Annotated in this window: 27 protein-coding genes; 11 read left to right on the top strand and 16 right to left on the bottom strand. The window is 57.9% G+C overall.

Annotation, left to right across the window (positions count from 1 at the left end):
- Window positions 1-25 precede the first annotated feature (25 nt).
- The 4 genes from AC1DPR_RS19230 to AC1DPR_RS19245 are packed head-to-tail and all read right to left on the bottom strand — an operon-like array spanning window position 26 to window position 4198.
- Window positions 26-1324 (bottom strand): hypothetical protein, encoded by a 1299-nt coding sequence (locus tag AC1DPR_RS19230; protein WP_477816898.1) that lies wholly within the window; start codon window positions 1322-1324, stop codon window positions 26-28.
- Window positions 1317-2075, bottom strand: coding sequence for an ABC transporter ATP-binding protein (locus tag AC1DPR_RS19235; RefSeq protein WP_477816899.1), 759 nt, complete (start codon window positions 2073-2075; stop codon window positions 1317-1319). The genes AC1DPR_RS19230 and AC1DPR_RS19235 overlap by 8 nt, the downstream gene beginning before the upstream one ends.
- Window positions 2068-3150 (bottom strand): FecCD family ABC transporter permease, encoded by a 1083-nt coding sequence (locus AC1DPR_RS19240; protein ID WP_477816900.1) that lies wholly within the window; start codon window positions 3148-3150, stop codon window positions 2068-2070. Before AC1DPR_RS19240 ends, AC1DPR_RS19235 begins: the two co-directional genes overlap by 8 nt.
- Window positions 3131-4198 carry an ABC transporter substrate-binding protein gene (locus tag AC1DPR_RS19245; protein WP_477816901.1) on the bottom strand — a complete coding sequence of 356 codons (1068 nt, stop codon included), beginning with the start codon at window positions 4196-4198 and terminating at the stop codon, window positions 3131-3133. The genes AC1DPR_RS19240 and AC1DPR_RS19245 overlap by 20 nt, the downstream gene beginning before the upstream one ends.
- Window positions 4199-4617: 419 nt before the next feature.
- On the opposite strand from AC1DPR_RS19245, the gene AC1DPR_RS19250 reads away from it, so the two are divergent.
- Window positions 4618-5289, top strand: a complete 672-nt coding sequence (locus AC1DPR_RS19250; RefSeq protein WP_477816902.1) for a DUF938 domain-containing protein — start codon at window positions 4618-4620, stop codon at window positions 5287-5289.
- A 389-nt stretch (window positions 5290-5678) separates the two neighbouring features.
- Here the strand turns inward: AC1DPR_RS19250 and trbI are convergent, their stop codons facing one another.
- From trbI to trbB, 10 genes are read right to left on the bottom strand one after another with little or no spacing between them, the layout of a single operon-like run.
- A complete protein-coding gene (trbI, locus tag AC1DPR_RS19255; RefSeq protein WP_477816903.1) occupies window positions 5679-6980 on the bottom strand; it encodes an IncP-type conjugal transfer protein TrbI in 1302 nt (433 codons plus the stop codon).
- Between the two features lie 11 nt (window positions 6981-6991).
- The gene (gene trbH / locus AC1DPR_RS19260; protein WP_477816904.1) at window positions 6992-7435 is read right to left on the bottom strand and encodes a conjugal transfer protein TrbH; all 444 of its coding nucleotides are present in this window, start codon (window positions 7433-7435) and stop codon (window positions 6992-6994) included.
- Window positions 7436-7438: 3 nt separating this feature from the next.
- On the bottom strand, window positions 7439-8251 hold the full coding sequence (trbG, locus tag AC1DPR_RS19265; RefSeq protein ID WP_477816905.1) for a P-type conjugative transfer protein TrbG: 813 nt from the start codon (window positions 8249-8251) through the stop codon (window positions 7439-7441).
- 18 nt (window positions 8252-8269) lie between these two features.
- Window positions 8270-8932, bottom strand: coding sequence for a conjugal transfer protein TrbF (locus AC1DPR_RS19270; RefSeq protein WP_112667344.1), 663 nt, complete (start codon window positions 8930-8932; stop codon window positions 8270-8272).
- 19 nt (window positions 8933-8951) lie between these two features.
- Window positions 8952-10133, bottom strand: a complete 1182-nt coding sequence (gene trbL / locus AC1DPR_RS19275) for a P-type conjugative transfer protein TrbL (RefSeq protein ID WP_477816906.1) — start codon at window positions 10131-10133, stop codon at window positions 8952-8954.
- Window positions 10134-10137: 4 nt separating this feature from the next.
- Window positions 10138-10941 carry a P-type conjugative transfer protein TrbJ gene (gene trbJ, locus AC1DPR_RS19280; RefSeq protein ID WP_477816907.1) on the bottom strand — a complete coding sequence of 268 codons (804 nt, stop codon included), beginning with the start codon at window positions 10939-10941 and terminating at the stop codon, window positions 10138-10140.
- On the bottom strand, window positions 10913-13366 hold the full coding sequence (locus AC1DPR_RS19285) for a conjugal transfer protein TrbE (protein ID WP_477816908.1): 2454 nt from the start codon (window positions 13364-13366) through the stop codon (window positions 10913-10915). Before AC1DPR_RS19285 ends, trbJ begins: the two co-directional genes overlap by 29 nt.
- A gap of 11 nt (window positions 13367-13377) precedes the next feature.
- Window positions 13378-13677, bottom strand: coding sequence for a conjugal transfer protein TrbD (locus AC1DPR_RS19290; RefSeq protein WP_112646409.1), 300 nt, complete (start codon window positions 13675-13677; stop codon window positions 13378-13380).
- A complete protein-coding gene (locus tag AC1DPR_RS19295) occupies window positions 13670-14053 on the bottom strand; it encodes a TrbC/VirB2 family protein (protein WP_477816909.1) in 384 nt (127 codons plus the stop codon). Before AC1DPR_RS19295 ends, AC1DPR_RS19290 begins: the two co-directional genes overlap by 8 nt.
- Window positions 14043-15026: a P-type conjugative transfer ATPase TrbB gene (gene trbB, locus AC1DPR_RS19300; RefSeq protein ID WP_112646413.1), complete on the bottom strand. Its 984-nt coding sequence runs from the start codon at window positions 15024-15026 to the stop codon at window positions 14043-14045. The genes AC1DPR_RS19295 and trbB overlap by 11 nt, the downstream gene beginning before the upstream one ends.
- A 398-nt stretch (window positions 15027-15424) precedes the next feature.
- On the opposite strand from trbB, the gene AC1DPR_RS19305 reads away from it, so the two are divergent.
- The 9 genes from AC1DPR_RS19305 to AC1DPR_RS19345 all read left to right on the top strand — a co-directional run bounded on the left by AC1DPR_RS19305 (window position 15425) and on the right by AC1DPR_RS19345 (window position 24331).
- Window positions 15425-16471 (top strand): ABC transporter substrate-binding protein, encoded by a 1047-nt coding sequence (locus AC1DPR_RS19305; RefSeq protein WP_112646415.1) that lies wholly within the window; start codon window positions 15425-15427, stop codon window positions 16469-16471.
- Between the two features lie 29 nt (window positions 16472-16500).
- The gene (locus AC1DPR_RS19310; protein WP_477816916.1) at window positions 16501-17379 is read left to right on the top strand and encodes an ABC transporter permease; all 879 of its coding nucleotides are present in this window, start codon (window positions 16501-16503) and stop codon (window positions 17377-17379) included.
- On the top strand, window positions 17376-18179 hold the full coding sequence (locus AC1DPR_RS19315) for an ABC transporter permease (protein ID WP_112667349.1): 804 nt from the start codon (window positions 17376-17378) through the stop codon (window positions 18177-18179). The genes AC1DPR_RS19310 and AC1DPR_RS19315 overlap by 4 nt, the downstream gene beginning before the upstream one ends.
- Complete coding sequence (locus tag AC1DPR_RS19320; RefSeq protein ID WP_018856401.1) at window positions 18176-19255, top strand: ABC transporter ATP-binding protein; 1080 nt, start codon at window positions 18176-18178, stop codon at window positions 19253-19255. The genes AC1DPR_RS19315 and AC1DPR_RS19320 overlap by 4 nt, the downstream gene beginning before the upstream one ends.
- A 115-nt stretch (window positions 19256-19370) precedes the next feature.
- Window positions 19371-20237, top strand: a complete 867-nt coding sequence (locus AC1DPR_RS19325; protein ID WP_477816910.1) for a TauD/TfdA dioxygenase family protein — start codon at window positions 19371-19373, stop codon at window positions 20235-20237.
- A gap of 22 nt (window positions 20238-20259) precedes the next feature.
- Window positions 20260-20913: an RraA family protein gene (locus tag AC1DPR_RS19330; RefSeq protein WP_025659150.1), complete on the top strand. Its 654-nt coding sequence runs from the start codon at window positions 20260-20262 to the stop codon at window positions 20911-20913.
- Window positions 20910-21764, top strand: a complete 855-nt coding sequence (locus AC1DPR_RS19335; protein ID WP_477816911.1) for a carbon-nitrogen hydrolase family protein — start codon at window positions 20910-20912, stop codon at window positions 21762-21764. The genes AC1DPR_RS19330 and AC1DPR_RS19335 overlap by 4 nt, the downstream gene beginning before the upstream one ends.
- 110 nt (window positions 21765-21874) lie before the next feature.
- Window positions 21875-22957, top strand: coding sequence for an ornithine cyclodeaminase (locus AC1DPR_RS19340; RefSeq protein WP_477816912.1), 1083 nt, complete (start codon window positions 21875-21877; stop codon window positions 22955-22957).
- Window positions 22958-22975: 18 nt separating this feature from the next.
- A complete protein-coding gene (locus AC1DPR_RS19345) occupies window positions 22976-24331 on the top strand; it encodes an MmgE/PrpD family protein (RefSeq protein ID WP_477816913.1) in 1356 nt (451 codons plus the stop codon).
- 67 nt (window positions 24332-24398) lie between these two features.
- Here AC1DPR_RS19345 and AC1DPR_RS19350 read toward each other — a convergent pair whose 3' ends face one another.
- Entirely contained in the window at window positions 24399-25772 is a 1374-nt protein-coding gene (locus AC1DPR_RS19350; protein WP_477816914.1) for an amidohydrolase family protein, read from the bottom strand.
- Entirely contained in the window at window positions 25754-25996 is a 243-nt protein-coding gene (locus AC1DPR_RS19355) for a helix-turn-helix domain-containing protein (protein ID WP_477816917.1), read from the bottom strand. The genes AC1DPR_RS19350 and AC1DPR_RS19355 overlap by 19 nt, the downstream gene beginning before the upstream one ends.
- Between AC1DPR_RS19355 and AC1DPR_RS19360 the strand changes: the two genes are divergently transcribed.
- Window positions 25886-26356, top strand: a complete 471-nt coding sequence (locus tag AC1DPR_RS19360) for a hypothetical protein (protein ID WP_477816918.1) — start codon at window positions 25886-25888, stop codon at window positions 26354-26356. The genes AC1DPR_RS19355 and AC1DPR_RS19360 overlap by 111 nt on opposite strands.
- The last annotated feature ends 177 nt before the right edge of the window (window positions 26357-26533 follow it).

A 26533-nucleotide genomic window follows, 5' to 3' on the forward strand; every position in this document is an offset into this window, starting at 1 on the left:
GAAGCGTCAGATAGAGGACCGATATCTAGAACAGCGTTTTCCCCATTGAAAGCTTCCTGAGAGCTACGGCAATGTTGGCAACCAGCCGCTCCTTGGCGGGTCCATGATCCGGATATCGGGTCAAGTTGTCGCCGTTGTGCATGAAGACGTAGCCTCCACGGCCGGTCTCGGTCGGATACTGCCAGATCCAATCCGCCGGTTTCGGGTCGTTTTCAGTACCGACATCGGTGAGCCAGATCGCACCGGGCGGCGGATCGGTCCATCCGCGCGCATACTGCCCGAAAATGCCCGCCCAGCCGTCGAAGTCTTCTCCGAGGTCGGCGAATATGCCGAACCGGTCCTCGCGCACGCGAACCTTGATGTTCGCGAAGGGACGCGACGGTACGGCGTGGAACGGCGCCATGAAGGGTAGCCACGGCTGACACGGCTCCGCGCATATGATGAGGTTTCCGCCCCGCGCCAGGAAGGCGAGGAGATCATCGGCCCGGCTTTTCAGGAAGAATTCGTCATGGCTGCTCGGAATGTAGAGCGTATCCGTCTTCTCAAGCAGATCGAGTCCGAGTTGATACTGTGGGGCGAACCGGGGCTCGAAACCGGCAATCCGAAGGCTTTCCGCGATCCATTCCGGATGCCACTCGGAGGGAACATGCGAGCATTGCAGATAGGTGAAGCGGTTTCTGGCCGAACGCTCGATGCCGAGCTCGCGGTTGAGCCAAGGATAGAAGGAGCGCAGGAAGCGCGTGGTCGCCGGCATGAAGCGCTGGCCATTGTGCGAATGGGGGTCCAGAGTCGCGAGCAGCAGCCGCCCGCCGCCTGGCAGCGACGGAAAGTCGAGAAACAGGCTGCCGCGCCCGTCGTCGATCTCCATGATGGAACGCGCACCTTCCGGAACGTTGTAGGAGCCGCCCCAATGCCAACTCATATGCGACAGCGGCAAGCTTTCGGTAATCGGATGACGTGGCACCGACAGCTTGACCTCGAGCTTCTCGCCCTTTGTCCACCACAGCCAGTCGCGACAGTTGCCGGGCGTCCATGTCAAGCCGGGAATATCGAGCCAGTCGGCATGACCCTGAAGGCAGACGACCAAAAAACCGCCACCCTGCAGGTAGGCATTCAATTGCCAGGCATGCGGAAGCGGCGCGGCCGAGTCCATCGCATCCGGCATGATTACTGCCGCGTAGGAGGAGAGGTCCACCTTCGGTAGATCGTGGATGTAAATGCAGTCGTCGATGTAGTGACGGAAATCCTGAAAGCTTCTGAGCTGCCAGCTATTGCCCCAGTGAATATAGGCAATCCGTTTCGGGGGTGCCTTCACTTCAGACATCGAAACGAACTCCGTCATGGCGGAACACCGGCGCGTAGGTATGCTTGGCGAGCCCGCCGAAATCCGCGCGCGCGATCGGCAGGTCATAGAGTACCGTCAGGTTTGCGGCGGTGAGCGCTTCTTCGGTCTGCCCGCAGACATACTTACTGCCGCTCGTCATCAACAGCACGTCGCTGGCGATCTCCACGGCGTGCTGCGGCATATGGGTGGAAAAGACAATTGTCATCCCGTGCGTGTCCCGAAGGTGTTCAAGCAGACCGAGGACCTTGTCCTGGTTCTTGTAGTCGAGCGCCGCGCAGGGTTCGTCGAGCACCAGCAGATCGCATTCCGACGTTAGTGCCTGGGCGATCATGACCAACTGCCTCTGGCCACCGCTCAAAGAATTGAATGCCCGCGGCTCGAAATCTTCAATCCCAAGCATCTGGAAGTAATGCCTGACGATCTCGTAGTCCCGTTTGCCCGGCGCGCCGAACAGGCCGAGATGACGCGCCCTTCCCATCAGGGCAATGTCGAGCGCGGAATAGGCGAACGGCACGTCGAAGAGTTGCGGCACGAACCCCACCTGCCCACCGATCGAAAGTCGCCCGGATTTGGGCTTCAGAACGCCGATCAGCGTGTTGATGAGGGTAGTCTTGCCGACACCGTTGGCACCGAGCACCGACAGTATCCGCCCGCGCTCCAGGCTCAGACTGTAGTCCCTCAGGATGATCCGGCCGCCACGTTCGACGGTGAGATTGCGTGCTTCAATCACTGGACCAGCCCCCCTTAGCATGCAGTTGGCGCAAGATTACCGCGAAAACGGGAACGCCGATTAGCGCGGTGATGATGCCGAGCGGAATCTCAGCCGTGGTCATGGTTCGGGCGAGGTTGTCGACCATCAGCAGGTAGATCGCGCCAAGAACGCCTGCGACAGGTAGCAGCCGCTGGTGGTCGGCGCCGACGAGCACGCGAGCGACGTGCGGAATGACGAGCCCGACCCAGCCGATGATACCGGAGGTCGCGACCACGCCCGCCGAAATCAGCGCCGAGGCGATGAGGATGATCCACTGCACCAGCACGACCTTCGTGCCGAGCGCCCGTGCCTTTTCCTCGCCAAGTGAAAGGATGTTGATCTGGAAACGCAGGAGATAGATGGCAACCGAGGACGGTACCACGGCAGCGGCGACCAGCAAAACATCCAGATAGTTGGTGGAGGCGATGCTTCCCATTAGCCAGTAGGTAATGGCAGGCAGCTTCTGGAAGGGATCGGCCAGCAGTTTTGCAATGGAAATCGCCGCCGAAAAGAAAGCCGATATCACCACGCCCGCCAGGACCAGCGTCAGCATGCTGGTCCGCCCCCGCACCGTCGATAAGAGCTTGACGAGGAAAACGCTGCCGATGCCGAAGAGGAATGCCATCGTCAGCAGGAAGTATCCCTGCAATCCGAAGAGAATTGCCAGCGTTCCGCCGAAACCCGCGCCAGACGTCACACCAATGATGCCTGGATCGACCAGTGGATTGCGGAAAAGGCCTTGGAGCGCCGCGCCCGAAACCGACAAGCCGAAACCGACAATCACCGCCGCCAGGATACGTGGCAAGCGCACCTGCTCGACGACGACCTCCTGCACCGGATCCCAATAGGGAATGGTCAACGGGTGGACGTTGTCCATCAGGATATAGGTGACGTCAGTGACGGAAAGATCGTAACGCCCAATCGTCACGGAATAGAGAACCGCAAGAATGAGAAGGCAGATCATGACGGGAAGGACGGAAATCGAAGCCAGTTTCCGCCCCACCCAGCCGGATGCGCTGCCGGCCGCCAACGCCTTAACCGAAGATCTCGACATATTTCGTCGCCGGAGCGTTGCTTTCGGATTCGAGAATCGTCTTCACCTGGTCGGCGGACAAGTCGGCGCCGTAGATCAGCTTATAGGTGTCGGCGATCTGCTTCTTGAATTCGGGCGCGAAATCGATGCCATGGGCAATCGCAGCGAGCCATTCCGACGTCAGGAAGATTTCGGGCGCATCGGGCGTGCGAGCGAAGACGGGTTGCTTATAGACCCGCTTTTCCTTGACCGCCTTCAGGCTGGCCAACACCGGGTTGTCGAAGAAATCCTTGGGGTTGAGGTCGCTGGCATAGGCCGGAATCACGATGATGTCGGGGTTCCAGACGAGCAGTTGTTCGAAATCGACGGTACGCCACCATTCGCCCGTATTGTCCGCCGCCGGGTTGGTTACGCCGCTGAGCGAAAGGTCTTGCGAACCGTTGGCGATGACCTGGATCTGGTCGGCCACTTTGTCGATATGAAGTACACTGGGAAGCTTGGATTTTTCGAGCTTGCCTACCTTGCCGTCGAGTGCCTTCAACGTATCCGCCTGCGCCTTCAGGATCGCCTGGGCGCGGTCGTTACGGCCGGTCATGTAGCCGGTTAGCGTGATGTAGTCGAGGCGGTCTTGCTCCGTGCAGCACTGCCAGCCCACCACGGTGAGGCCGACGCGCTCCAGTGGCTCGATAATCTTTTCGTCGTGGGTCCACTGGATTACCGCGTCCGGCTTCTGCGCGAGGATCGCCTCGACATTGGGCACGAATCCGTCCTGCGCCGCGCTGGAATTGATCTTCGCCATTTCCGGCAGCATCTCGGCGTAGATGCCCTTCGTGAAATAGCGGTCCAGCGAATCCTTGTTCATCCCGGCGATGTTGCCTGCCTTTTCGTCGACGGCGCGATAGATTATCGGCGCGGACCGGACGATGGCGACAACGCGCTCCGGTGGCTTTTCAAACGTAATCGTTTTCCCTCGGTGATCGGTAAACGAGCTTTCGGCATGCAGCGTCGCCGGTGCAAAAAGTGCCAAGGACATGGTGAATGCGGATAACGTACGAAGGCGGCTGGACATGATCGTCTCCTGGAATCAAACCCAATTTGTTGCTCAATTGATGAGTGTCGTAGTCAAGTTTAGCCTGCATGTCTACTGCGCGCGGGGCTCGAAAAATAGTTCCTCCATCCAGCCGAAGGTCTGGAGACGCTCGTTTTCAACCAATGGCTATCCAGGTGGGCTGGCGGATAGTGACACGCCGATCGCATTGGCGCGGCGGAGCAGCGTTGTCAGCGTTGGCCCCGCATGGCGGGAGTCACTCATGCGAAAGCATTCCTCGAGTCTGGTGGGCGCGTGATTTGACGCGAAGTGGACGTTCGGTCGCCCTCGGCCGAACGCACGCGCCGACGCCTCCATTCGGAAGTTCGAAATCTCTGGTTTCAGTCCCATTATTTTAGCTATAAAATGGGAGACACCGCTCAAAGGGGATTCAAGACCCAATGCCCACAGAGAAGGAGGGCCGTGCGCCTGTTGCGCTGGAACAGCGCGACGTAAGCGCCGACCAGCGGATGTTTTCGCCTTCCGTTGCGCGAAATTCGGCGCCGATCCTCGCGGTCCTAAAACGTGTCCTTCCAACACATGGCGCCGTGCTGGAGATTGGTTGCGGGACCGGCGAGCACGCTGTGTGTTTTGCGGGCGCAATGCCCAATCTCACCTGGCAGCCGAGCGATCCGGATGCCGACGCCCGCGCCAGCACGTCCAGCTGGATCAAATTCGCAGGGCTGGAAAATGTGCTGGCACCGCGGGATATTGATGTTTGCTCAGGACAATGGGGCGTCGAACAAACGGAGCATTTTGACGCCATCGTGTCGATCAATATGATCCATATCGCGCCATGGGTGGCAAGCTTAGGATTGTTCGCAGGAGCTGGCCGCTTGCTTCGCGCTGGTGGGCTTCTTGTCCTCTACGGCCCATTCATGCGCGACGGCGCACACAACGCCCCCTCGAATGCTGCTTTCGACGCGGCGCTAAAGGAGCGAAACCCATCCTGGGGTGTGCGTGATATCGCTGATCTTCAACACCTGGGTGAGGCCGCTGGACTTAATCTCCGTGAGACGATCGAGATGCCTACCAACAATATGCTGCTGGTCTTCTCCACTGGAAGTGCCTGAACGACAATCGTCCCAGACCCCGGAAGATGGTCGGACCRCAAAGGTGCCAACGGGTGCTGCCCCTGCCACGAGAAATGGGAGGACGCATCATGTCCACGCTCCTCTCTAGCAAGAAGAGCCCACCTCCGATAGCGGTTATCTACAGGCTCACAGGAGGCTGCATCCTCCAAGCGGCAATCGCAGAGTTTATTCAACGCCACCACTGAAGCGGTAACGGGTTCCGGGACTTGCTGCCATGCTCGAGGCACTGCAGCTAGAAATCACAACGTCGGATACACTCGCCGCTGCTCGATGCTTAATATTATCAGTGAGTGTCCAACTGCCCAAAACGTCGCCACGCGTCTCCATTCTCCACACTCAAAAAACGTCGGTTGCCGAGACAAAGGCTATTAGTTTTCAACATACTGCGAGGGAAAGATAATGTCCTGATCGACCAGAACATTGAATTTGTAGCCAGGCCTGATCCGAACTGTCGGCTGAACGTTCAGATTCTTGGAAATGGTTTGCTCGGCCACCCGACCGAAGGTTTCCGCAAAGTTTCGTCGCACAGCATCGGGGGCCGTGTCCTGTGTCGCAAGCATTGAACTCTCGGGTATCGCCATATCGATCCCGGTCCCTAGCAGAGCGATAAGAACCGCCGACCCAAAGGTAGGCCAGAGGTGACGATCGGTTTTGTCTTTGAACCCGCCGTATCCCTCCGCGTCCGTGCCCGCCATGCCGCCGAGCTGCAGCGTTGACCCATTCGGAAAACTGATGTCGGTCCACACAACGAGGACGCGTTGCTGGCCGAACGAGACCTTGGAATCGTAGCGTCCGAACAGCTTGGCGCCTTGCGGGATGAGAAGGCGGTAACCGGTTGCGCTGTCATAGACATTTGCGCTGACCTGAGCAATTGCCCTCCCGGGCAGGTCGGAATTGAGACCGGTGATGAGAGTTGCCGGTATCACAGAACCGCGCTTTAGCTCATATGGCGAGAACTGCGGCACGACCTGCTTTGAGAGGTAACCAAGGTCCTTGATGTCCTGATTGAAAAAAGCCTCCTTCGAGACCTGACCGCTCGGATCAAAATTCTGGCTGATCAGGCCCGACTTCATCGCCGTCGCATAAAGATCGGATGCGCCACTTGTGCCGTCATTAAGGTTCTGCAGATCACCGGTTTTGGTGCCTGTGGAAGTCTGCTCAGCATCGGAAATATCCACTTTCAACGGAGAGTCATAGGCGGTCACGCGTGCCTGAAGGCGTGCCATGCGCTGCCTTTGTGCCTCGCGCAAGAACTGTTCGTCCTGTTCGCGCTTTAGCCGCGTCCTCCACTCCTCCTCAGATTCAAGTCTAAGTCGCCGCTCTTGTCGGTCAATCGGTTCATGTTCGGCAACCGGCTGCTTGACGGGCTCCTTCTCGATTGCCCGCGGCGTTGGCTGGAATATTTCCTGCCTTTCCGGCTCGCCGATGATGCCGTCGGAAATACCTTTCTTCAGCTGGTCTGCGAAATTCGTTGCCGGTGTGTTCGACGTGGTGTCGAAATCATTCCCACCATTGAACGTTGTCCCACGCCAGGAAAGTCCGACGACCACGACACCGAGGAACAGCACGGTGATGACAATGGCAATGACGATCGGCAGGCGATTGAGGCGGCGCATACCTTGCTGATCGACCGCATTGCTCGTGGCGCCAAGCTGAAGCGACTGGACCATTGTTGTCTCTCTTACTGTCGTTGCATGATGGAGAGCGGGCTTGCGGGCGTGGCGCCCGCGGGTGTCGTCGCATAAGTGCGGCCAAGCGCGATCGACGGTGTCATCACGCGAGCAAGGACCTCGCCATTGAGGCTATCGATCGAGTAGGTGAGTTGGATTGGCTTTTGGTTCTTGCCGACTCTCCCGTCCGTGATGACGACAAAACCCCATCCCCTCAGTGCTGCCTCAAGCGCGGTTGCATAGTCCGAGCCGTCCGCATCCATCTTGATGGGTGTCCTCACCGGTCTGTCGATATGCTCGGCAAACTGGCTTGCCATATCGCCTGCGATGGCACTTTCGGCGACTGGCCCGACGGCGGCTCCCGGTGCCAAATAGGTGTCAATCGGTCCGCCAGCCGCCTGGCATCCAGAAAAAAGGCTGCACGTGATAAGCAAGCAGGGGGCCAATTTGTGCATTGATCAGCCTCCGCGCCGAATAGTAATTCTCTGCTGGTGCCAACCGACGCCCGATACAAGGATTGCTTCGTCGAGCGCGTAATCGACGACCATGATGTCGTTCTTCATGCGATAGTTGACGATCCGGTTCTGCCCACYGGAAACGACAAAGAGTACAGGGGCGTCTTGACCCGCGATCGACTTTGGAAATTGGATGTAGGTCTTGGCCCCGTCGGAATAAACGCGCTTTGGTTTCCACTCCGCCGAACCGCTGAGCGAATAGGAAAAGCTCAGTCTCTCAGGGGCTGCGCCAAAGTTGCTTCCAGTTTGCAGTCGTGCATTGACGTCGGCCAGCTTGGTCGACACGTCTTCCGGATACTCGAAACCGACGCGCGCCATATACTGACTTGGGTGCGATTTGAGCTGGATATGATAGGTCCGGCGGGACGTCGTGACGACCATCGACGTCAACAGGCCAGGCTCCGACGGCTTGACGACAAGATGGATCGCCTGCCCACTGGTTGCACCTGATGTCGCAGGCTCGACGTTCCATCGGACAGTATCGCCGACGAGGACGTCGCGTACAATTTCGCCCCCCTGAAGCTCGATGTCGCAAACCTGCAGTGGAGAACAGACGATCGAGGGCTGGGTTTCGCCAAAGAGAAACATGACCTTCCCGTCCGGACCCGTTGCAACAAGGGCCGGCGTTCCTCGCCACTTCCTCGAGACGTCCGTCGCCTTGACCTCATTTGGCGTCATGCCTTGCGCAAGCGAAGCGCCTGCGAAGACGAGTCCGGCCATGCAGCCGAAGGCTGCCATCAGTTCTGTTTTGTACATTCGGAAACTCCCCTGCCCTTAAAGCTGTGCCGTCCAGTCGAAATCCCGAACGTAAAGGCCGATCGGGTTAACGCGGATGATTGCCTCATCCTGTGGTGCGGTCAGTGCAACCGTTGCGATCCCGCGAAAACGGCGCGTGCCGGTTTCTTTGCCCTTGCGGTCCCTCTCGTACTCCGTCCAATCGATCTGATAGGTTTGCTGCGAGAGTGCCACGATGTTGTTCACCTCGATGGCAACCGTCGATGTCTTGGCCTTCTCGAACGGCGAATTGCCGCGAAACCAAGCATTTACCTTCTGCGTCGAGGGGTCGGAAGTTCGTAGAAGGGCATAGGTGCGATCGATATATTGCTTCTGCACCACGGCATCCGGCGTAATCGACCGGAAGCTGGTTACAAAATTGCCGAGTGCCGCCCTGACCACGCGTGCGTCGGCATACTCGATCTTCTCCGGGAAACCTGACGTGACCGAGGTGCCAAGTTTATCCACCTCGACGATGTAAGGGACCAGCTTGACCTGAGTGCTGAGGTACAAAGCATACCCAAAGCCCGTCACTGCCATAGCGAGAGCGAGGATCCCGACGGTCCGCCATGCAGCAGCGGCCTTGACGTAAGAGCCGTAGCGCTCGGACCATTCCTGCCTGGCGACAAGGTACGGGTTTTCGGAAGGCCGGTTTGCTGCCATTCGATTTCTCTCCTAAGGATCACGGTTTATCGCTTCGTTCGGGATGTGGCTTAAAGCCAGCGCGACCGCTCAAGCCGGCATCGAGTTTGGCATTGGCAAGGCCGAGGACCGAGCCGGCATAGGCACCGGGCGAGCCGATCGCCTTTTCCTTCGCTGCCGATGCGACTGCTTTGCCGGCGGAGCTGATGCCAGCACCGATGCCGCGCGCGGCAGCCCCGGCAAGCGAGGACCCGGCGGCGCGAGCTTCCTTTGCAGCAGCAAATCCCGCGATGATAGCGCCCGTACCTAGAAAGAAGCCGGCCAAGGCGACTGAAGCGGCCTGACCGCCGTGTCGAATGACCTCCATACCGCCCGTAACCGAGGCTCCCTGCACGACACCCTGTATGATGTTCGGCACGTACATTGCGATAATGAAGACAACGACAGCTATGCCGGCGATCGCGAGCGCAGTTTGGAAGTGATTGCCAAAGTCCGGGTCATCGGCCAGTCCGATCAGGACCTCGGACCCAATGCGCGAGATCATGACAAGTGCCATGAGTTTCATCCCGACAGAGAACGCGTATACGAGATATCGTATGGCGAAGTCTTTGGTGAAGGATGACCCTCCAAGACCGAGCATGATCATGCCTGCGAGCAAGCCGAGGTACATCTCGACCATCACGGACACAAAGATCGCAGCGACCAAAGAGAAAGCAATGACGCTCACCACCATCGCAAAAGCCGCTGAGATCGCAAGCGCGGTCTCGTGGAACGGCCCGAAGCGAACTTTTTCCGCCATCTTGGTCGCGACGGTGAGTCCGGTATTGAAAACGTCTGCGGGCGACGCCGCCTCACCCCCGGCTCCAATCTGAAAGAGGCTGTCGACGACGGCTTTTGCAAATGTTGGTCCTTGGGCGAGGACGAAGGCAAAGAAGCCCACGAACATGATCCGCCGAACGAGTTCAGCGAACCAGGCGTCCAGTGAAGCCGCTTGTAGCGCGAGCGATATGGAGGCAATTCCGATCTCAATAGTCGCCAAGATCCAGAAGAGCGAGCGAGCGGCGTCCATGACCTTCGTTTCCCATCCCTTGGCAGCGGAGGTGATTTGAATCTGAAGTGAAGTCAGGGCAGCCCCCTCTTGGGCAAGCGCGGGATGCACCAGCAAGATTGTGAAGGCCGCGAGTGCTGCAGCGGTTCTGATTTGGGCAAGCGCCTGGTTCATGGGATCACCATTCCACCTTCATCTTCTCGCCACCGGATGTAGGCGGAGCGATAGAATGGAAGAAATCCTCATGCAACTTCTGCGCCAGGTCATTCTTGGTCTGTTCTGATTGAAGCCAGGTTCCCACCATTGTCATCTGTTGCGAAACGAGGCCGCGCAGTTTCTGCATCTGGGCGACTTGTTGCGCGGCAATTTCGTGGCCGATCTGCAGGGCTTTCATTTGCCCGTCCGCCGTCTCCGACATGCTGCGGAGCGAGCGCATCGTGCTCTCTTCGCCGTCGAACTGGTCGGCGGTCAAACTGGCCGCCTTTAATGTGCCGGCAATTGTGTCCCGGTTGGTGTCGGACCAGGTCTGGTATGTTGAAGAAAGATCCTCGCCCTTCAAAAGGGCGCCCTGAAGCTCGGCATAACTCTTGAACCGCTGCTTCAGCACATCGTCCGCGCTGCCCATCGAAAAGGCGATACCCTGCCCCTGGTCAACGATGCCGCGGAGCTGGTTGAGGTCGTCTTCCGCCCGCCCCCAAATGTGATCGGGAAGCGATGCGGTGTTTTGCAGCATGTTCTTGTAGATATTCAGTTGGTTTTGAATTTGCTCTGCCAACTGGCTGATCTGCCTCAGTTGATTGTCGACCTGAAGGCCCGAGCTTTTCAGAAGATCGACGAGCTGGGCGTTGTTGGCGAGCTGTGTCCATTCGGTAGCCGCGCCAGTGACCGAACCTGCAGAAGCGGTTGCGGCCGAACCCAAGATGAGCGTGCAGGCGATTAGTCCGACAAGCCTCTTATGCGATATTGAATAGCGATGCGGCATCGGGGACTCCTCTCGATTCAAGCCATCGGACTGGCCAGTCCTCACCATGATTGGACTTCAATACGCGGATGCGCTTGAGGTCTTCCTTGCCTGAGACCCCAACGAAACTAAGAGCAATTGGACCGAGCGACATGTCGAACAGACGCCGCCCTTCCGGTGATGCGATGTAATATTCCCGCTTCGGGATCGCGCTCGCGACGATCTCGATCTGGCGTTCGTTGAATCCAATTCTCTCATAGAACTCGCGCGTGCCAGGTTCACGGGCGGCACCGTTCGGAAGGCAGATCTTTGTCGGACAGGATTCCTTCAGAACGTCGATGATTCCAGAGCGCTCGGCATCAGAAATGGATTGCGTGGCGAGAACGACAGCGCAATTCGCTTTCCGGAGAACCTTCAGCCATTCGCGAATCTTGTCCCGGAAAACGGGATGGCCAAGCATCAGCCACGCCTCGTCAAGGAGGATCAGACTTGGCGAGCCATCGAGACACTTCTCGATTCGTCGAAATAGGTAGCTGAGAACAGGGACAAGATTGCGCTCGCCGCGGTTCATCAGAGGTTCGATCTCGAAGCACTGGAATCCACCAATCGCCAGCCCGTCCTCTTCGGCATCGAGCAATTGACCCATGGGTCCGTCGACCGTGTAGGGATGAAGGGCATCCTTGATTTCACGGACCTGAACACCAGACACGAAATCCGAAAGCGATCGGCCGGGAGCAGTCGCCATGAGCCCAATCTGACGGGAAATCGCGTTGCGAAGATCCGGGGTGACGGTAACCCCCTGAAGTGCGACGAGCATCTCGACCCATTCGATCGCCCAGGCCCTATCACCGTCCGTGCCGAGATCAGATAGAGGGCAGAACGCAAGCGCCGGCTTTTGCATTTCGCTATCGCCGATCTCGTAATGATCGCCACCACAGGCAAGCGTCAGTGGAAGCAGAGAACGACCTTTATCAAAGGCAAAGACCTGTGCACCCTCGTAACGCCGGAACTGAGCAGCAATGAGTGCGAGTAGCGTCGACTTGCCTGAGCCTGTTGGACCGAAGATCAGCGTGTGACCGACATCGTCGACATGCAGGTTCAGCCGAAAGGGCGTCGAGCCGCTGGCGACTTGCATCAGCGGTGGAGAGTTTTGCGCGTAGAACGGGCACGGTGCCGTCGGGTTGCCAGACCACACGGAGTTAAGGGGAATGAGATCTGCGAGATTACTGGTGTTGATAAGCGGTTCACGGATGTTGCAGTACCAGTTGCCGGGTAGGCTGCCGAGATAGGCGTCCGTTGCATTCAGCGTTTCGATCCTCGCTCCAAAACCCTCTGCCTGCACCAGCCGGCGGATTGCCTCGGCTTTTTCTTGCAACGCCTCGCTGTTCCCGTCGAAGAGGATGACAACCGGCGTGTAGTATCCGTAGGCGACAAGCCGGGATGAGGCTTGTGCGATCGCGTCCTCCGTTTCGGCCACCATGGCCATAGCGTCCTGATCTATGGAGCGGCTTTGCGTCTGAAACAGCTGATCGAAAAAGGGTCGTACCTTTTGCTGCCATTTCTTCCGGGTGCGCTCGAGTTTCTGGCGGGCTTCTTCCGCGTCCAGGACAATGAAGCGCGATGACCACCTGTAGGTCAGCGGCATCAGATCGAGAGCGTTCAAGATCCCCGGCCAGCTTTCGGCGGGCAACCCGTCGATCGCAACCACACCGAGAAATCGGTTCTCAACCTTCGGCGTCAGCCCATGTTCAAGCTGTGCCGTTACAAGCCAGTCAAGATACATGGGCACATCCGGCAAGCGGACGGGATAATTGTCACCCGTGATGCAGAAGCGGATGAATTGCAGAAGTTCGTCGTATCGGGCAACCGTCGTCCCACCCCGGTCGCTTGTCTCACGTGTTTCCATGCGTCGGATAGAGAGCGTATTGGCAAGATACTGTTCGACCTCTCGCACCGCATTCTTGAAAATGGCGAGCACCGTATCCGCGTAAGACCTCTTGCGGCTTTCTTCGTCAGAATAGATGTACCTGCTGAGCGCGGACTTCTTAGCCTCAAGTGGCCGATGGGTCAGGATCACTGCGTGCTTGCTTTCAAAATGCCCCTGTTCTCGTACGAAATGAGCGCGGCGCTCGGCATCGATTGCTCGCGTGACCGCGTCGGGAAAATGGCAGCGGTCCTCGCAGGGGTAGTCGACGGTCGGAACACGGATCGCTTCGACCTGGATCATCCACCCACTGCCAAGTCGCGACAGAACGGCGTTGATGTGTCGCGAAAGCTCATTGCGCTCCAGATCGGTCGCACTTTCTGAATCAGGTCCGGCAAAGTACCAGCCAGCCATAAGGCTCCCGTCTTTGAGGAGTAGCACGCCGTTGTCGACAAGGCCTGCATAGGGAACAAGATCTGCAAAAGAGGGATCCGTGATCCTGAATGCTCTCAAAGCAACCATGGCCCACCTCCTCAGTATTTGCGCCACGGCGAGGTGGTTGGTTTGTAGAAAGGCTTGTATGAAATGTGCCTGATATAGACCTGACGCATGAGCGGATCCGACTTCGCCAACATGCGTAGCAGGCCGATGACGACAATCCACACCGCGACGCCGAACACTACGGAGTACACAGTCAAGACCACGAAGATGAGAATGGCTGCTGCCAAGCCAGTAATCAGCACCAGTTCGCGGTCAGCGCCCATCAGAAGATTTGGGCGAGACAATGCCCGATGGATGCGGTTTCGTTGCAAGCCGGACAGGGATTCAGCCATTTGCTTTCTCCTCTCGATCCAACACCTTCGATGAGGAGCGTTGATCATCGATCCATCCGATCGATGCGCCTGTTGCACCGAACAGACCGACAATCCGCGTAGCGCCAAGGAGGATACCGGCCACAAGGACCACGTACACCAGACGTCGCGCAAAATCGTTGAGTTCGCCGCCGAAAATCAGCATCCCCCCGGCGATCGCGACGGCAGCCAGCGCAATGTAACCGGCGACGGGGCCCGTGATCGATTGCTGGATCCGTTCGAGCGGGCCCTCCCAGGGAAGCTCGCCGCCGGAACTGGCGAGCGCGGGGATCACTGTCACGAAAAGGAGTGTTGCGCTGAAAAAAGCGATAGCAAGCGGAATTTTCCTATGTGGCACGGCGACGCTCCTGCTCTTCGGTTGGTTGGTCGGATTGAATTTCGTATTGGCCATTGGCGAAACGTCTGACCCGAATGATGTCGCGCACACGTCGGCCCCGCGGAGTGCGTTCAATAGAGACAATCAGATCGACTGCCTCCCCGATGACCGCCTCCATTGGCTGCATGCTTGCCTCAGCGGTAAGCTGCTCCAGACGGCGTAGCGCCGAGACTGCGGTATTGGAGTGGATCGTGGCCACCCCCCCAGGATGACCGGTGTTCCATGCCTTCAGCAATGTGAGTGCAGCACCGTCTCTGACTTCACCAACAACGATACGGTCGGGGCGCAGGCGCATCGTGCTCTTCAACAGCCGGGCCATGTCAACAGCGTCGCTGGTGTGCAGCAGAACCGCATTGTCGGCTACGCACTGGATCTCGGCGGTGTCTTCGAGCACAACGAGGCGATCCTCAGGAGCGCACTTGACGATCTCGTCGATGACAGCGTTCGCAAGTGTCGTCTTTCCCGAACCAGTTCCGCCCGAAATGATGATATTCAAACGCGAGCTGACCGCATTTCGGATGGTCGCGGCCTGCGCTTCTGTCATGGTTCCCGAGCTGACATACTCGTCCAACGGGATCAGTGAGGACGCCCTTCGGCGTATCGTGAATGTCGGCTTTGCGACTACCGGAGGCAGCAACCCCTCAAAGCGGTGGCCGCCAATCGGGAGCTCACCCGAGATGATGGGATGGTCGGTGTCGACAGCGCACTGCAGCGCGTGTGCGACGGTACCAATGACGATTTCTGCTGCCGCTGAGGCCACTTGGCCGTGCGGTGAGAACCCCTGGCCCAACCGTTCGACAAAGACCTTGCCATCAGGGTTCAAGACGATTTCAACGACACTCGGGTCATCAATTGCGGCACACAGGCGGTCGCCAAGGGCGTGACGCAATTTGCTGATCAAACGAACTTGAGCAGGATGTTGCATTGTTACCATGCGACCTTCGGTTGGAGTGCAATTTCGTTCTCCTGGTTTGCACCGGGAAAGTGCGGTTGGAGGTGAAATTGCCCACTTGCGATCCGATGATCCACTCGCAAACTTGTTAGTGATTTCTCGTCGTCGACGACATTTCGTTAACCCGCGGTCCATGGGCGGAACTTGGCCGAAGTCGGAGCGCGACGCTGGCGAGGAGCCGGGCCGGGCGCAGGTATCAACCGATTGGTTCCGACCCATTTCAGAAGGAAATGACGGCAGAAGCGCTCGACCCGTTCGGGGTCCTATGGCAGGCCTATTCATCTGCGCAGGACATGAATCGTTGAAATCCGATATTGGACCACTGGCGGTCTGCTGAAGACCATTCCCATGGGAACAACGCCAGGAAGCGAGATCATGTCATGGGAAGAACAAGGCGAATTTTCACTGTGTCGGCCTTCGCGGTCGCAGCTCTTGCCACGCCGCTGCGCGCGGAAACGCTTGTCGTCAATAGCTATGGAGGACCTTACGAAGCCATCATCCGCAAGGCCATCATCGAGCCATTCGCGCAGCGAACTGGGATAGATGTCATCTATGACCCCGTCGGCTCAGCCTCGCAGGATTATGCGAAGATCAAGGCGACCGGGGGTCGGCCCGGCTTTGACGTGGTCGTCATGACCGCCTCTCAATCGCTGCAGGGCTGTAAGGACGGCGTTCTGGAAAAGCTTGACGCAAATAGCATCCCGAACCTTGCGAAACTCTCGCGAAGACTGACGGAAACGGCCGGTCCCTGCGGTGCTGTGCACGAGGTCCAGTACATGTCGTTGCTTTACCGCACGGACAAGTTGGCAACGCCGCCGGTATCTTGGTCAGCACTTGCCTCAAGCGACCTTCAGGGTCGGGTCGTGCTGCCGACGTTTCAAAACACCATGGCCATCTACCTTGTCGAAATGTTCTCACTGATGAATGGCGGCGACCTCGTCGACAATCTCGCTCCTGGGTTCAAGGCGGTGGCCGCAATCGCCAAGCGATCGATCGGCTTCGAACAGAGTTCAGCAATTCTCGAGAGCTACATAAAGGATGGAACGGTCTGGGCGATGCCTTTCTGGAGCGGCCGGGCGCAATTGCTTGTCGATAGCGGCTTGTCTGTGGATTACGTCAAGCCAAAGGAGGGCACCATCCCGCTTGTCGCCACGCTGAACATTCCAATCGGCGCCGAGCATAAGGATGCTGCGAGAAAGTTCATTGACTTCTTCCTGGAGAAGACCAGTCAGGAAGCGTGGGTGGGCGGTTACAAGGTGGGAAGCGCCCGCACCGACATCGATGTTCCGGCCGCGGTAAAAGCACGCCAGATCACCTCAGATGCAGACTTGAATTCCCTTCATTTGCCGAACCTGACCACCGTCGCAGAACGCCTGCCCAAATGGGCGGAACAGTGGGAACGCGACGTTGTCGCGCACGCAAATTGAGGGGTCCCATGACTATTATTGCCTTGGAGATGCCTGGCAAACCGCGAGTGTTTGCCAGGGGTTGGATCAGGTTTCTGGGATTGTCACCAGCGACCTGTCTGCTCGTATTTTTCTTCGCTCTGCCGATGGGAATGATGATCGGAATGAGCTTTCACAATCCATCATCGCAGGGAGTGAGCCTTCTTAGCTATTCGCGTTTTTTTACCGACGGCCTGTCACTCCTCGGCTTTTGGAGGACAACTCTGATGTCGAGTCTGGTTGCGATTTCGGCAACCTTGCTCGCCTATCCAGTTGCCTACTATCTGGCGCGTTCGAGAGGGCGGTGGCGTTCAGTCGTGTTTGCCATCGCGCTCGCACCCGAGCTTGCCGGTGTCGTTCTGCGAACCTATGGATGGCTCATCATCCTGGAAGACAGGGGTTTCATCAACGATGTACTACTTCACGCGGGGCTGATTTCGTCGCCGCTTCCCTTGTCGAAGAACTTGTTTGCGGTGGTCATCGGTCTGACCCATGTCGTGTTGCCTTTCGCAATCCTGTCCTTGACGACAAGTATCCAAGGCATCGACGACAACCTCGAACGTGCAGCCCAGATCTTGGGAGCGCCGCGTCATGCCGTTGTCTGGCACATCCTGCTTCCTCTGTCGGTTCCGGGTCTCATAAGCTCATTCCTTCTTTCCATTACAATGGCTGCTAGCGCCTATGCGACGCCCGCGCTGCTCGGCGGAGCCAGCTTCAAGGTCCTGGCGACCATGATTTCCGAGCAGGTCCTCTTCTATATCGATTGGTCCTTCGCAGCCGTCATGGCGAATGCGCTGCTGATCCTCATGCTCGTGATCTCGTACGCCGGGATTCGTTTCGAGGCGGGTTGTCGCCAAAAGTATCAGAGCGTCGCAGGAGGTATGAAATGAACAGAGTGATATCCGCGCTGTTTTGGTGTGCTCTTGCACTGGTAATCGCCTTCATCGCGCTGCCAATTGTGGTGGTCTTTGCAGCGTCGCTCAGCCCAACCGGCGACGTGACATTTCGACCGTGGGAGTGGACGGTTAAATGGTACTTCGATCTTGCGTCGGAGCGGTGGCTTGGACCGTTTTGGCTAAGTGTCAAAATTGCCATTGTCGTTTCTGTCGTAAGTGGCGCGATCGGGACCGTTGCTGCCTATGTCGTCGCTTACGAGAAGTTCGCAGGAAGCGAGGTCGTCATGGCCGCACTCCTTTCGCCGCTTTCCGTGCCGCAGATCGTAAAGGGCGTGGCAGTGGTTCTGTTTTTGTCCGTGATCGGACTGCAGCCGTTGCTCGGAACGCCGGCTCTCATTGCCGGTCACTGCGTGCTTGCGCTTCCCTTTGTGGTTCGCATGGTTGCCACGTCGATTGCAAACTTTGACTGTAACCTCTTCCGAGCGGGCCAGATTCTCGGGGCCAATCAATGGCAGCGGATCAGGTTCATCCTCCTGCCTGCGATCAAGCCGGGTATTCTGTCAGGGGTGACATTCGCATTCATCATCTCGTTCAACAATATTCCGCTCTCGGTGTTTCTGGTGCGACCGGGAGAAACCACGCTGCCGATCACCGTCATAAACTATCTCGAATATAGCCTCGACCCCGTCATGGCTGCGGTCAACGTCGCATCCATGGCCTTCATTCTGATCGTGATTTTCAGCTTCGAAAAACTCGGCGGTTTTTCCGCCCAACTGCATGGTGGTAGCAAATGAGTGCAATCGACGTGGAGCTGATCTCCGTCAGCAAATCCTTCGGTCCGATATCGGTCGTCACAAACATTGATCTTAAGATTCCGAAGGGAGAATTCGTCAGTATTCTCGGACCGTCCGGGTGCGGGAAGACCACAACCCTCAACATGATCGCCGGGTTTAGCGCGCCGTCCGGCGGCGACATCCGTATTCGCGGCCGTAGCCAGGTTGATGTTCCTCCCGAACGCCGAAACATTGGCCTCGTTTTTCAGAACTATGCACTTTTTCCACACATGACCGTCGCCGAAAATGTTGCGTTCGGCCTGCGAATGAAGGGCACGCCAAAGGGCGAAATCGGATCAATCGTTCAATCCTCACTTCGCAGGGTTCATCTCGACACACTGGCAGACCGCTATCCCAGAGCGCTGTCGGGCGGACAACAGCAACGCGTCGCCCTGGCGCGGGCACTTGCGCCACGACCCTCGGTTCTTTTGCTCGACGAGCCGTTATCCAATCTTGACCTGAAGCTGCGCGAAGCAATGCGTGCGGAATTGAAGGAGATGCAGCAGGAACTGGGTATGACCTTCATCTACGTCACCCATGACCAGGAAGAAGCGATGGCAATGTCCGATCGCATCGTCGTCATGTGGAAGGGGGCCGTCGCGCAGCAAGGGGATCCCGGTTCCATCTATGGCGATCCACAATCGACCTTTGTCGCCGACTTCATCGGGAAGTCCAATATTCTGACATTGAGGGAGGTAACGTCGACTGGAACCGCATGGGATGCTTCAATCGACAAGTGCGACATAAGACTTCGCGCGACGCGCGGAAAGGGAGATGCCCGCTATTGTGTCATTCGACCCCAGGACATCCAGCCGCTTGTCGACGACGCTCCGGTTCCGGAGGATTTCAACGTGCTTAGAGGTATGCTGAAAAGAGTGATCAATCTTGGGGCATCGCTCGAAGTGCTCGTTGAACTCGCGCCCGAAATTCACGTCAGCGTTCTGGTTCCTTCCGCAGGGTCGGACGCATTGCCGGCCCCTGGGCAACAGCTGAAGCTCGGCATTCGTGCCTGTGCATTGAAACTCCTGGCCGACTGAGCAGCGATCGATAAAGCAGCCGCATCAATGCCTCGGGGTTCATATTGGAGATCTCCCAGGGGCCCGCTTTAGGATCACCGTGACCTAATCGAGAAGGTCACTATAGGAGATGAAAATGCTTACAAAGGAGCGGCTTAAGGCCATTCAGCATTCCAGCAACGTGTGTGCGGATATCGAGGGTTTTGATTTCGACCGATACGACAGCCGCGACATCGAGGCGATCCGAGGGTACTGGCTGCAATATGGGGTAATACGGTTCAAGCAGACCCGCATCACAGACGCGCAGCAGGTGGCATTCTCCCGGCATTTCGGCGAGTTTGTCATCCACCCGAAGCAGTTGCAGGAAGGGGGACATCCAACGCACAGGGAAATTCTTGTCATCAGCAACGCAATGACCGACGGCAAGCCCAGTGGAGCCATGGGAAACAGTGAGGCCACCTGGCATACGGACACATGGTTCTACGAGAAGCCTCCGGCTGGGGCGATTTTGCGTGCAGTTCAAGTCCCTCCCTCAGGCGGTGATACCTACTTCCTGTCGACCTATCTTGCCTACGAAACACTGCCGGCGACACTGAAAGCAGCCGTCGATGGACGGCAGATCTTCTTCCAGAATGTCTATGATAAAACGGGTAAGCTGCGGCTGGGAAAATCGACCCCGAAGAGCCAGGACTATCGCGAGTGGAGCGGCGTCGTGCACCCACTTGTTCGCACTCACGGCGAGACGGGTCGCAAGGCGCTTTATCTCGGCGGAACAATTGACGGCGCATGGATCGTCGGAATGAGCCGCGACGAGAGTGAAGCGCTCTTGGCGGAGCTGTGGGATCACACGACCAGCACCAAGCAAGTCTTTGTGCAGCAGTGGGACGAAGGAGACATCATGATGTGGGACAATCGATGCACGATGCATCGTCGCGATTCATTTGATCCGGCCTTCATCCGGATCATGCACCGTACGACGACCTCAGGCGAACGGCCAGTCTGATCCCCAAAACGAAGAGCTATCCGTGACAATGTTCTATCAACTGATGGATCGCCATCCACCCCTGAATCCTGACCTGATCGAACTATTGTCATCGGTAGAGACGGCAACGATTGGCCACGTGGAGCATGTGGGATTTGTGGGAAGTCAGGTCCTTCCGCTGTTCCCGGCTCATGCGGCCGGAGTTGCCGTAACCGTTGCGGCCCCCGGCCGCGACGGTTCTATCATCTATAAGGCGATCGACCAGCTCATGCCCGGCGATATGCTTGTGATCTCTCGCGTCGACGGCGATGACATCGCCTGCGTAGGAGGCGGGGTGGCAATGGCTGCCATGGCGAAGGGCGCCGTTGGCATCGTCGTGGACGGTCCATGTACAGATGTCGAGGAGATCGTGGAAGTTGGACTGCCGGTCTGGTGCCGGGGTGTGTCATCCAAGACCACCAATCGTCAATTCAGCATCGGTGGTTCCTTGAATGTTCCCGTCGCCTGCGGACGTACAGCCGTGTTGCCTGGCCAGGCCGTACTTGCCGACCGTTCCGGAGTGTTCGTCGCCGATGCCAACCGGATGCGCCAAATCGCTGAAGCAGCAAGGCAACGCCAGCAAAGATCGGTCGCCGTGCGAACGCATCTGGCGGCAGGCAGATCGATTTTTGAATTCCAGCCGGAGACCGGATCGTGAAAATCGCGTTGATTCAAATGAACTCGCAACCAGACCGCCGCCGGAACCTGGTTCAGGCCGAGCGGCTGATGAACGAAGCGATGCGCGGAACTCCCGACCTGATTGTTCTCCCTGAGCACTTCGATTGGATGGGAGGAACCGGAGATGACAAACGGCGCGCCGCCGATCGCGTCCCCGGCGGCGAGGCCTACGGTTTCATCGAGTGTTTTGCGAAGGACAATTCAGTCTGGATACATGCCGGCAGCTTGCTGGAACGGCAGCGCAACGACGGACCCGTGCACAACACGACGATCGTGTTTAATGCGCGCGGCGAGGAGGTCGGCCGCTATCGGAAGATTCATATGTTCGACATTACGGCGCCGAACGGGATGAAATACGCTGAATCGTCGGTTGTGACACCGGGCGATGATCTTCTTATCTACGAGTTGAATGGATACAGGATCGCATGCGTGATCTGCTACGATCTTCGTTTCTCGCGCCTGTTCGATCGGCTGGCCAGCGAGATGGTCGATATCTTCATTCTCCCTGCTGCGTTCAACCGCCAAACCGGACGCGCGCACTTTGAGGTGCTATGCAGGGCGCGGGCGATTGAGTATCAGGCTTACTTCGTCGCATGTGGTCAATGTGGCAGTTACCCCACCCCCGGCGGCCCGCGCCGGGAAACGTTAGGCCGTTCTCTTGTTTGCGACCCCTGGGGAACGGTGATTGGCAAAGCCGGCCACTTTCCGGCAGTTCTCCAGGTCGAAATCGATCCGCATCGCCTTGCCGAAGTACGGCGCCTGATTCCGATGTCAGAGCATCGGGTGCTCCTTGATGGCAAGCACCTCCACATCAAGCCGGAACGCATGTAGCGCCGGCGTTTCGCAAGCGCTTTGCTTTCCCAGGAATTTATCCAAGCTTCATCCTGCCGTTTCCTCCGGATCGCTAGGTTCATCCGATTGGCGAGAAGGAGAAACCGTCCATGCAGGAACAGAACATTCAAGCTAGTCGCGACGTGAAATTTCTCAATTGTGAAGAGATCCGCGCCGCAGGCGCCGACCTGACCACGCATGAGCTTCTGGCCGCAACAGATGCGGCTTGGCGGGACATCCGGTCAGGAAAATCGTTTGGTGGCAAGTCCGTGCTGTCGCTGCCAGAGGAAGCCTTCTGGGAGGTCGAAAGCGTCGCTCCATTCAAGTCCCAGTTTGAGAACGAGCGGTTGGGATGGAAATTGTCGTGCCTCTACAGCGTCAATGATCAATTCGGCGGCGTCAAGATCATCGGTGCCAACGCGTTCAACCGCAATCTCGGCTTTCCGCGATCGACCTCGACCGTACTGCTGCTGGAGAAACGAACCCTGCGCCTCGTGACGGTTCTGGACGGAACCGCAATGTCCGCCCGGCGTACGGGCACATATGCAACGACGGTTCTGGGCATGTTCACGAATCCAACGGACAAGCTATCAGTCTTTTTGTTCGGGTCGGGCCCAATCGCCCGCAGCGTGATTGAGTGCCTTGATTTCCGTTTCGCAGACAGGATCGAAGAGATCGTGGTGCGTGGGCGTAGCAGGGAAGGCCTTGAGGCACTGATGGCAGACATCGCGGGTTGCACGACGATCCCAATCATCCCTGCAAGCGACACCACACGCCTACCGTTCTGCCGGTTTGTGATCACGGCCACGAATGCCAGAACACCTCTGTTTGACGATTGCGCCCTTCATCGACGCGCCATATCGCTGCATCTCGGTGGAGATGAGGTCCCAGAGACCTACCTCCAGCGAGCACTTCGATCGGGTCTTGTCGTCTGCGATGACGTGGCGACCGTCTCTCGCCGAAATTCGCAAAGTATTGCGCTGCATTTCTCCAGGCGCGGCCTTTCCCTCGAGCAAGTCGGCCCGTTGATCGGAGTAGCAGAGCTTTCGGGCTCCGGTGATTTGCACGTCGAGCAGGAAGGTCCGACCTGCGTCACCTGCGTTGGCCTCCCGATGCTCGATCTCTATGTCGCACAGGCGACCTACAAAAAATACCGTGCGTACAACGATCACATGCTGGCAACCCGGACTTGATCAAAGGGAGGCGGTTCATTGTACCTTTCCGAAATACTCGCCGAACATATCTCGGCTGTCGCCGCTCGACCTCCCCTTGCCGAGACGCGCGACATGGCAATCCGGTGTGTTCTTGATCTTATCGGTGCTGCCATCGTCGGTCATTCCTCCGACAGTGCAACGGCAGCGCGCCGATCCGCAGCAACCCTCTTTGGCAAAGGCGAGACGCCGATATGGTTTTCGGGACAGGAATTGGCCGCTGTCGGCGCCCTTTTCTGTAACGCAGCAGCGGCCAGCGCCCTTGATATCGACGACGGTCACCGGGCGGCACGAGGCCATCCCGGAGCCTCAGTGGTAACGACTGCCCTTACCATCGGCTCGATGCAACAGCTTGGCGGCGACGACATCATCGCTGCAATTGTCGCAGGCTACGACATTGGAGTGAGGACGGCAGCGGCACAGAACCCGCAAACTATTTCCACGCGGCAGTCGGGACGCTGGGCTGCCATCGCATCTGCCGCAACCGCGGCGGTCTTGCTCAAGGCTTCACCAGCGGTGACCACTCAGGCGCTTGCCATTGCCGGCGTGCTTGCCCCGAACCAGCAGGCAAATGGTAGCTCGGGTTACTCGAAGATGACCGGCAACGACGTCAAGGAAGGCATCCCGTGGAGTAGTGCCACGGGGCTTATGGCTTTCGAGCTTGCGCGTCGCGGTTTTACGGGTCCTTCTGATCTGTTTGATCACCCTGACTACTACGACCCGCGGCTGCTACTCGGAGAACTCGGTCGCCGTTGGGAGATCCTCGGCACTTACTTCAAACCCTATGCGTGCTGCCGCTACATACATCCGGCTCTCGATCGGCTTCTTGAGCTTGTTGAACGCTATGGCCTGACGTCAGAGACCGTCATCTCGATCGATGTCGAGACGTTCGGCTGGGCCCTCCGGCTTGCAAATCGCACGTCGCCGGAGAATCTCGTCGATGTCCAGTTTAGTCTTCCCTACTGTCTCGCGATTGCCCTTGTTGACGGCTCCTCCGGATTGTTGCCGATAACGACCAAGTGCCTTGCACGCCCGGATCTCGTTGCTGTTGCAAAGAAGGTTCAGCTCTTGGTTCATCATCAGAGCGACCGCCTCTTTCCGGCCGAAACCCTGGCACGCGTCACTGTTGAAACAAAAAATGGCAAGTTTGTTTCCGACTTGGGTGGCCCACTCGGAGATCCCGGTTTGCCGCTGCTGTGGCACGGCATAGAGGAGAAGTTCTGTCGATTGACAGCCGCCAGGCTTACGCCGGGGAAGCGACAAGCCATTGTCGACGGCGTGCTGGCACTGGCGCAGGGTGAGGCAGGACCGCTATTTGCCGAAATGCCACAGTATTTGGACATGCACGAGGATTGACAGGGTTCATCGCAATGTAGAGCGCGTTGTGTGGGCACACTGCGTCTTTATGCTGGAACCGGACGTTTCATGGGTTCTTGGGGATTTTGTCGCTTCTCGCACCGTTCCAAACGGCGAAGCGGCCATTGATCATCAGGTGCCGCACGCGAGCAAGATTGTGGCTTTCGACAATCGCAACATCGGCACGCTTTCCAGGCGCAAGAATACCCCTGTCTCCCGCAAACTCGGGAAAAATCCGAGCAACGTTGCCGGTTGCAAGCGCAATCGCGCAAGGCAACGTCGTCTGCTCTCGTTGCACCATGCGGTTGATCGCTGCAAGGATGCTGTCCCAATCGCCGCCGGCAAAATCGGTAGACAAGGTATCGACAAGCCCCTCACGGACCAGGAGGTCGATGTTGGTCGCGTCGTTGCGCCAACGGGTTGTAATGCAGTCGAGTGTTGAAACGTCGATCACGACGCCACGCTTCTTGAGTTCGCGTGCGGAGGCAACACATTCATCCGGACGAAACGAGGGATGGTTGGCGTGAGCCGCCACAATGCGGGCTGATGGATATCGCACTGCCAGGTTCAGTAATGTTCGTGCTGTTGGGAGGGCGTGGTGGAATATGCCTGGCAGGCCATAGTGCGCACTGGCTGCGGCAATCTCGTCCAGTCCTCTCAAGGAGAGCGCGACAGGGGGCATGACGGTTTTCGTTATCAGCTCCACAAGATCCTGGACGGACATGATCGATAACAGACCGCATTCGGCGAGAAGTGCTTCGATCAGTTCAGTTGGGGCTGCGTCCTTACCGTCGAGGGTGCGTCCGAGGACTGCTTCTTTGAGACTTCGCGCCCACTTCGGGGAGAGCCTGATGCCCGTTAATGCAAATATCGCGTCCGGTATGAAGCGATAGTCCTGGGCCCCTCCCCCAAGCGTTTGACCACCGCCGGCTTCGCCAAGCGCTCGCACCCCAGCACTTATCATCGTCTCGATGGTCGCTGCATGATGACGGTCGCGGAGACCGGCGCCGTCAATTGCAAGTGCGGCACGAAGGTTGCTCGGCGTATGCGCGCTCGTGATATGTATGTCGAGAGGATGGTTGTTTCGCGTACCATCGTCGATTTCATCGGCAAGTGTGAGGCCGCAGACATTCAGGAGAGTAGAGGTGCCGGAAAGCAGGTGTCGGTTACGAAAGTAATCGACGTCGCTCGACCGAAAGGGCTTGGACCCGCTCGGCATCGAGGGGCCGTGCACGCATCCATGCGCATGCGCGTTGATAATGCCGGGAATGATCGTGTAGCCGTCGGCGTCGATGACAAGCGATCCTGCGGCGGCCGCAAGCTGACCCTCCGCGACCTGGACAATCGTTCGGCCGCGAACACGGACGGAACCGCGGGTGTGAACTGTTGATCCATCTCCCGTGACAACGCGGCCATTGAGGATCAAGGTTTCGCACGCCATCGCGCTCTCCTTTCGGGCAGGGAGACGGAGCCGATGCCATAGCCGATGCCGCGCACCGTACGAATGGGGTCAGGGGCTCCCTCAACCCTCAGACACCTGCGCAGTCGCCCGATGTGGACGTTCACCGTCTTGCAATCGACGTATATTCCACTTGGCCAGCACTGCCTGATGATCTCCCTGCGGTCGGAAATCCTGTCGGGCTGAAGAAGGAAGTAGCGCAGGATGGCAAACTCGATCCGTGGAAGGTAGACGGGGCATTCGGCGCGCCATACGCGCCGGGCCGCCACGTCCATCTCGATGTCGCCATAGCTCAGGCGCTGTGTCGTGCCTTGCATCATCAATGCCCGAAGCAGATGACTGGGCGGAACCGGTCGGGTAAAGACTTCATCGGCGCCCGCGTTGAGGAAGGCGAGACCCTGGCCATGCGCCCCCGGGTCAACCAGGGCGACAATGATGATCGCGCTGCCTGCTCGAAGATCGCAAATCTGCGCACAGGCCGAAACTGCGTCCCTGACCCGGCCGTCAATCAGAAGCGCACAGACGTTGTCTTGGCGCGCAGCGATAACGATGTCATTGGCTTCTGACTGCAGGCTCGTCGCAAAGCCGGAATGCTCTAGCAGGCTGTTGAAAAAGTCTGCGGTTTGGCCTTGAGGATGGCCTCGTCGCCGTTGTGGTATGCGAACGTGATCTCGACCGAGCCGTCGTCGAGTAGTTCGGCATGACCGTCGCCCGAGACTTCGTCCATCTCGTCAAATCCATAC

It is taken from the genome of Rhizobium sp. 01T417 (genome assembly GCF_056398905.1).

Coding starts and splice junctions, on each gene's coding strand:
- AC1DPR_RS19230 (WP_477816898.1), bottom strand. CDS start 1,324: ATGTCTGAAGTGAAGGCACCCCCGAAACGGATTGCCTATATTCACTGG.
- AC1DPR_RS19240 (WP_477816900.1), bottom strand. CDS start 3,150: ATGTCGAGATCTTCGGTTAAGGCGTTGGCGGCCGGCAGCGCATCCGGC.
- AC1DPR_RS19245 (WP_477816901.1), bottom strand. CDS start 4,198: ATGTCCAGCCGCCTTCGTACGTTATCCGCATTCACCATGTCCTTGGCA.
- AC1DPR_RS19250 (WP_477816902.1), top strand. CDS start 4,618: ATGCCCACAGAGAAGGAGGGCCGTGCGCCTGTTGCGCTGGAACAGCGC.
- trbI (WP_477816903.1), bottom strand. CDS start 6,980: ATGGTCCAGTCGCTTCAGCTTGGCGCCACGAGCAATGCGGTCGATCAG.
- trbH (WP_477816904.1), bottom strand. CDS start 7,435: ATGCACAAATTGGCCCCCTGCTTGCTTATCACGTGCAGCCTTTTTTCT.
- AC1DPR_RS19270 (WP_112667344.1), bottom strand. CDS start 8,932: ATGGCAGCAAACCGGCCTTCCGAAAACCCGTACCTTGTCGCCAGGCAG.
- trbL (WP_477816906.1), bottom strand. CDS start 10,133: ATGAACCAGGCGCTTGCCCAAATCAGAACCGCTGCAGCACTCGCGGCC.
- trbJ (WP_477816907.1), bottom strand. CDS start 10,941: ATGCCGCATCGCTATTCAATATCGCATAAGAGGCTTGTCGGACTAATC.
- AC1DPR_RS19285 (WP_477816908.1), bottom strand. CDS start 13,366: ATGGTTGCTTTGAGAGCATTCAGGATCACGGATCCCTCTTTTGCAGAT.
- AC1DPR_RS19290 (WP_112646409.1), bottom strand. CDS start 13,677: ATGGCTGAATCCCTGTCCGGCTTGCAACGAAACCGCATCCATCGGGCA.
- trbB (WP_112646413.1), bottom strand. CDS start 15,026: ATGGTAACAATGCAACATCCTGCTCAAGTTCGTTTGATCAGCAAATTG.
- AC1DPR_RS19305 (WP_112646415.1), top strand. CDS start 15,425: ATGGGAAGAACAAGGCGAATTTTCACTGTGTCGGCCTTCGCGGTCGCA.
- AC1DPR_RS19310 (WP_477816916.1), top strand. CDS start 16,501: ATGCCTGGCAAACCGCGAGTGTTTGCCAGGGGTTGGATCAGGTTTCTG.
- AC1DPR_RS19315 (WP_112667349.1), top strand. CDS start 17,376: ATGAACAGAGTGATATCCGCGCTGTTTTGGTGTGCTCTTGCACTGGTA.
- AC1DPR_RS19320 (WP_018856401.1), top strand. CDS start 18,176: ATGAGTGCAATCGACGTGGAGCTGATCTCCGTCAGCAAATCCTTCGGT.
- AC1DPR_RS19325 (WP_477816910.1), top strand. CDS start 19,371: ATGCTTACAAAGGAGCGGCTTAAGGCCATTCAGCATTCCAGCAACGTG.
- AC1DPR_RS19340 (WP_477816912.1), top strand. CDS start 21,875: ATGCAGGAACAGAACATTCAAGCTAGTCGCGACGTGAAATTTCTCAAT.
- AC1DPR_RS19350 (WP_477816914.1), bottom strand. CDS start 25,772: ATGGCGTGCGAAACCTTGATCCTCAATGGCCGCGTTGTCACGGGAGAT.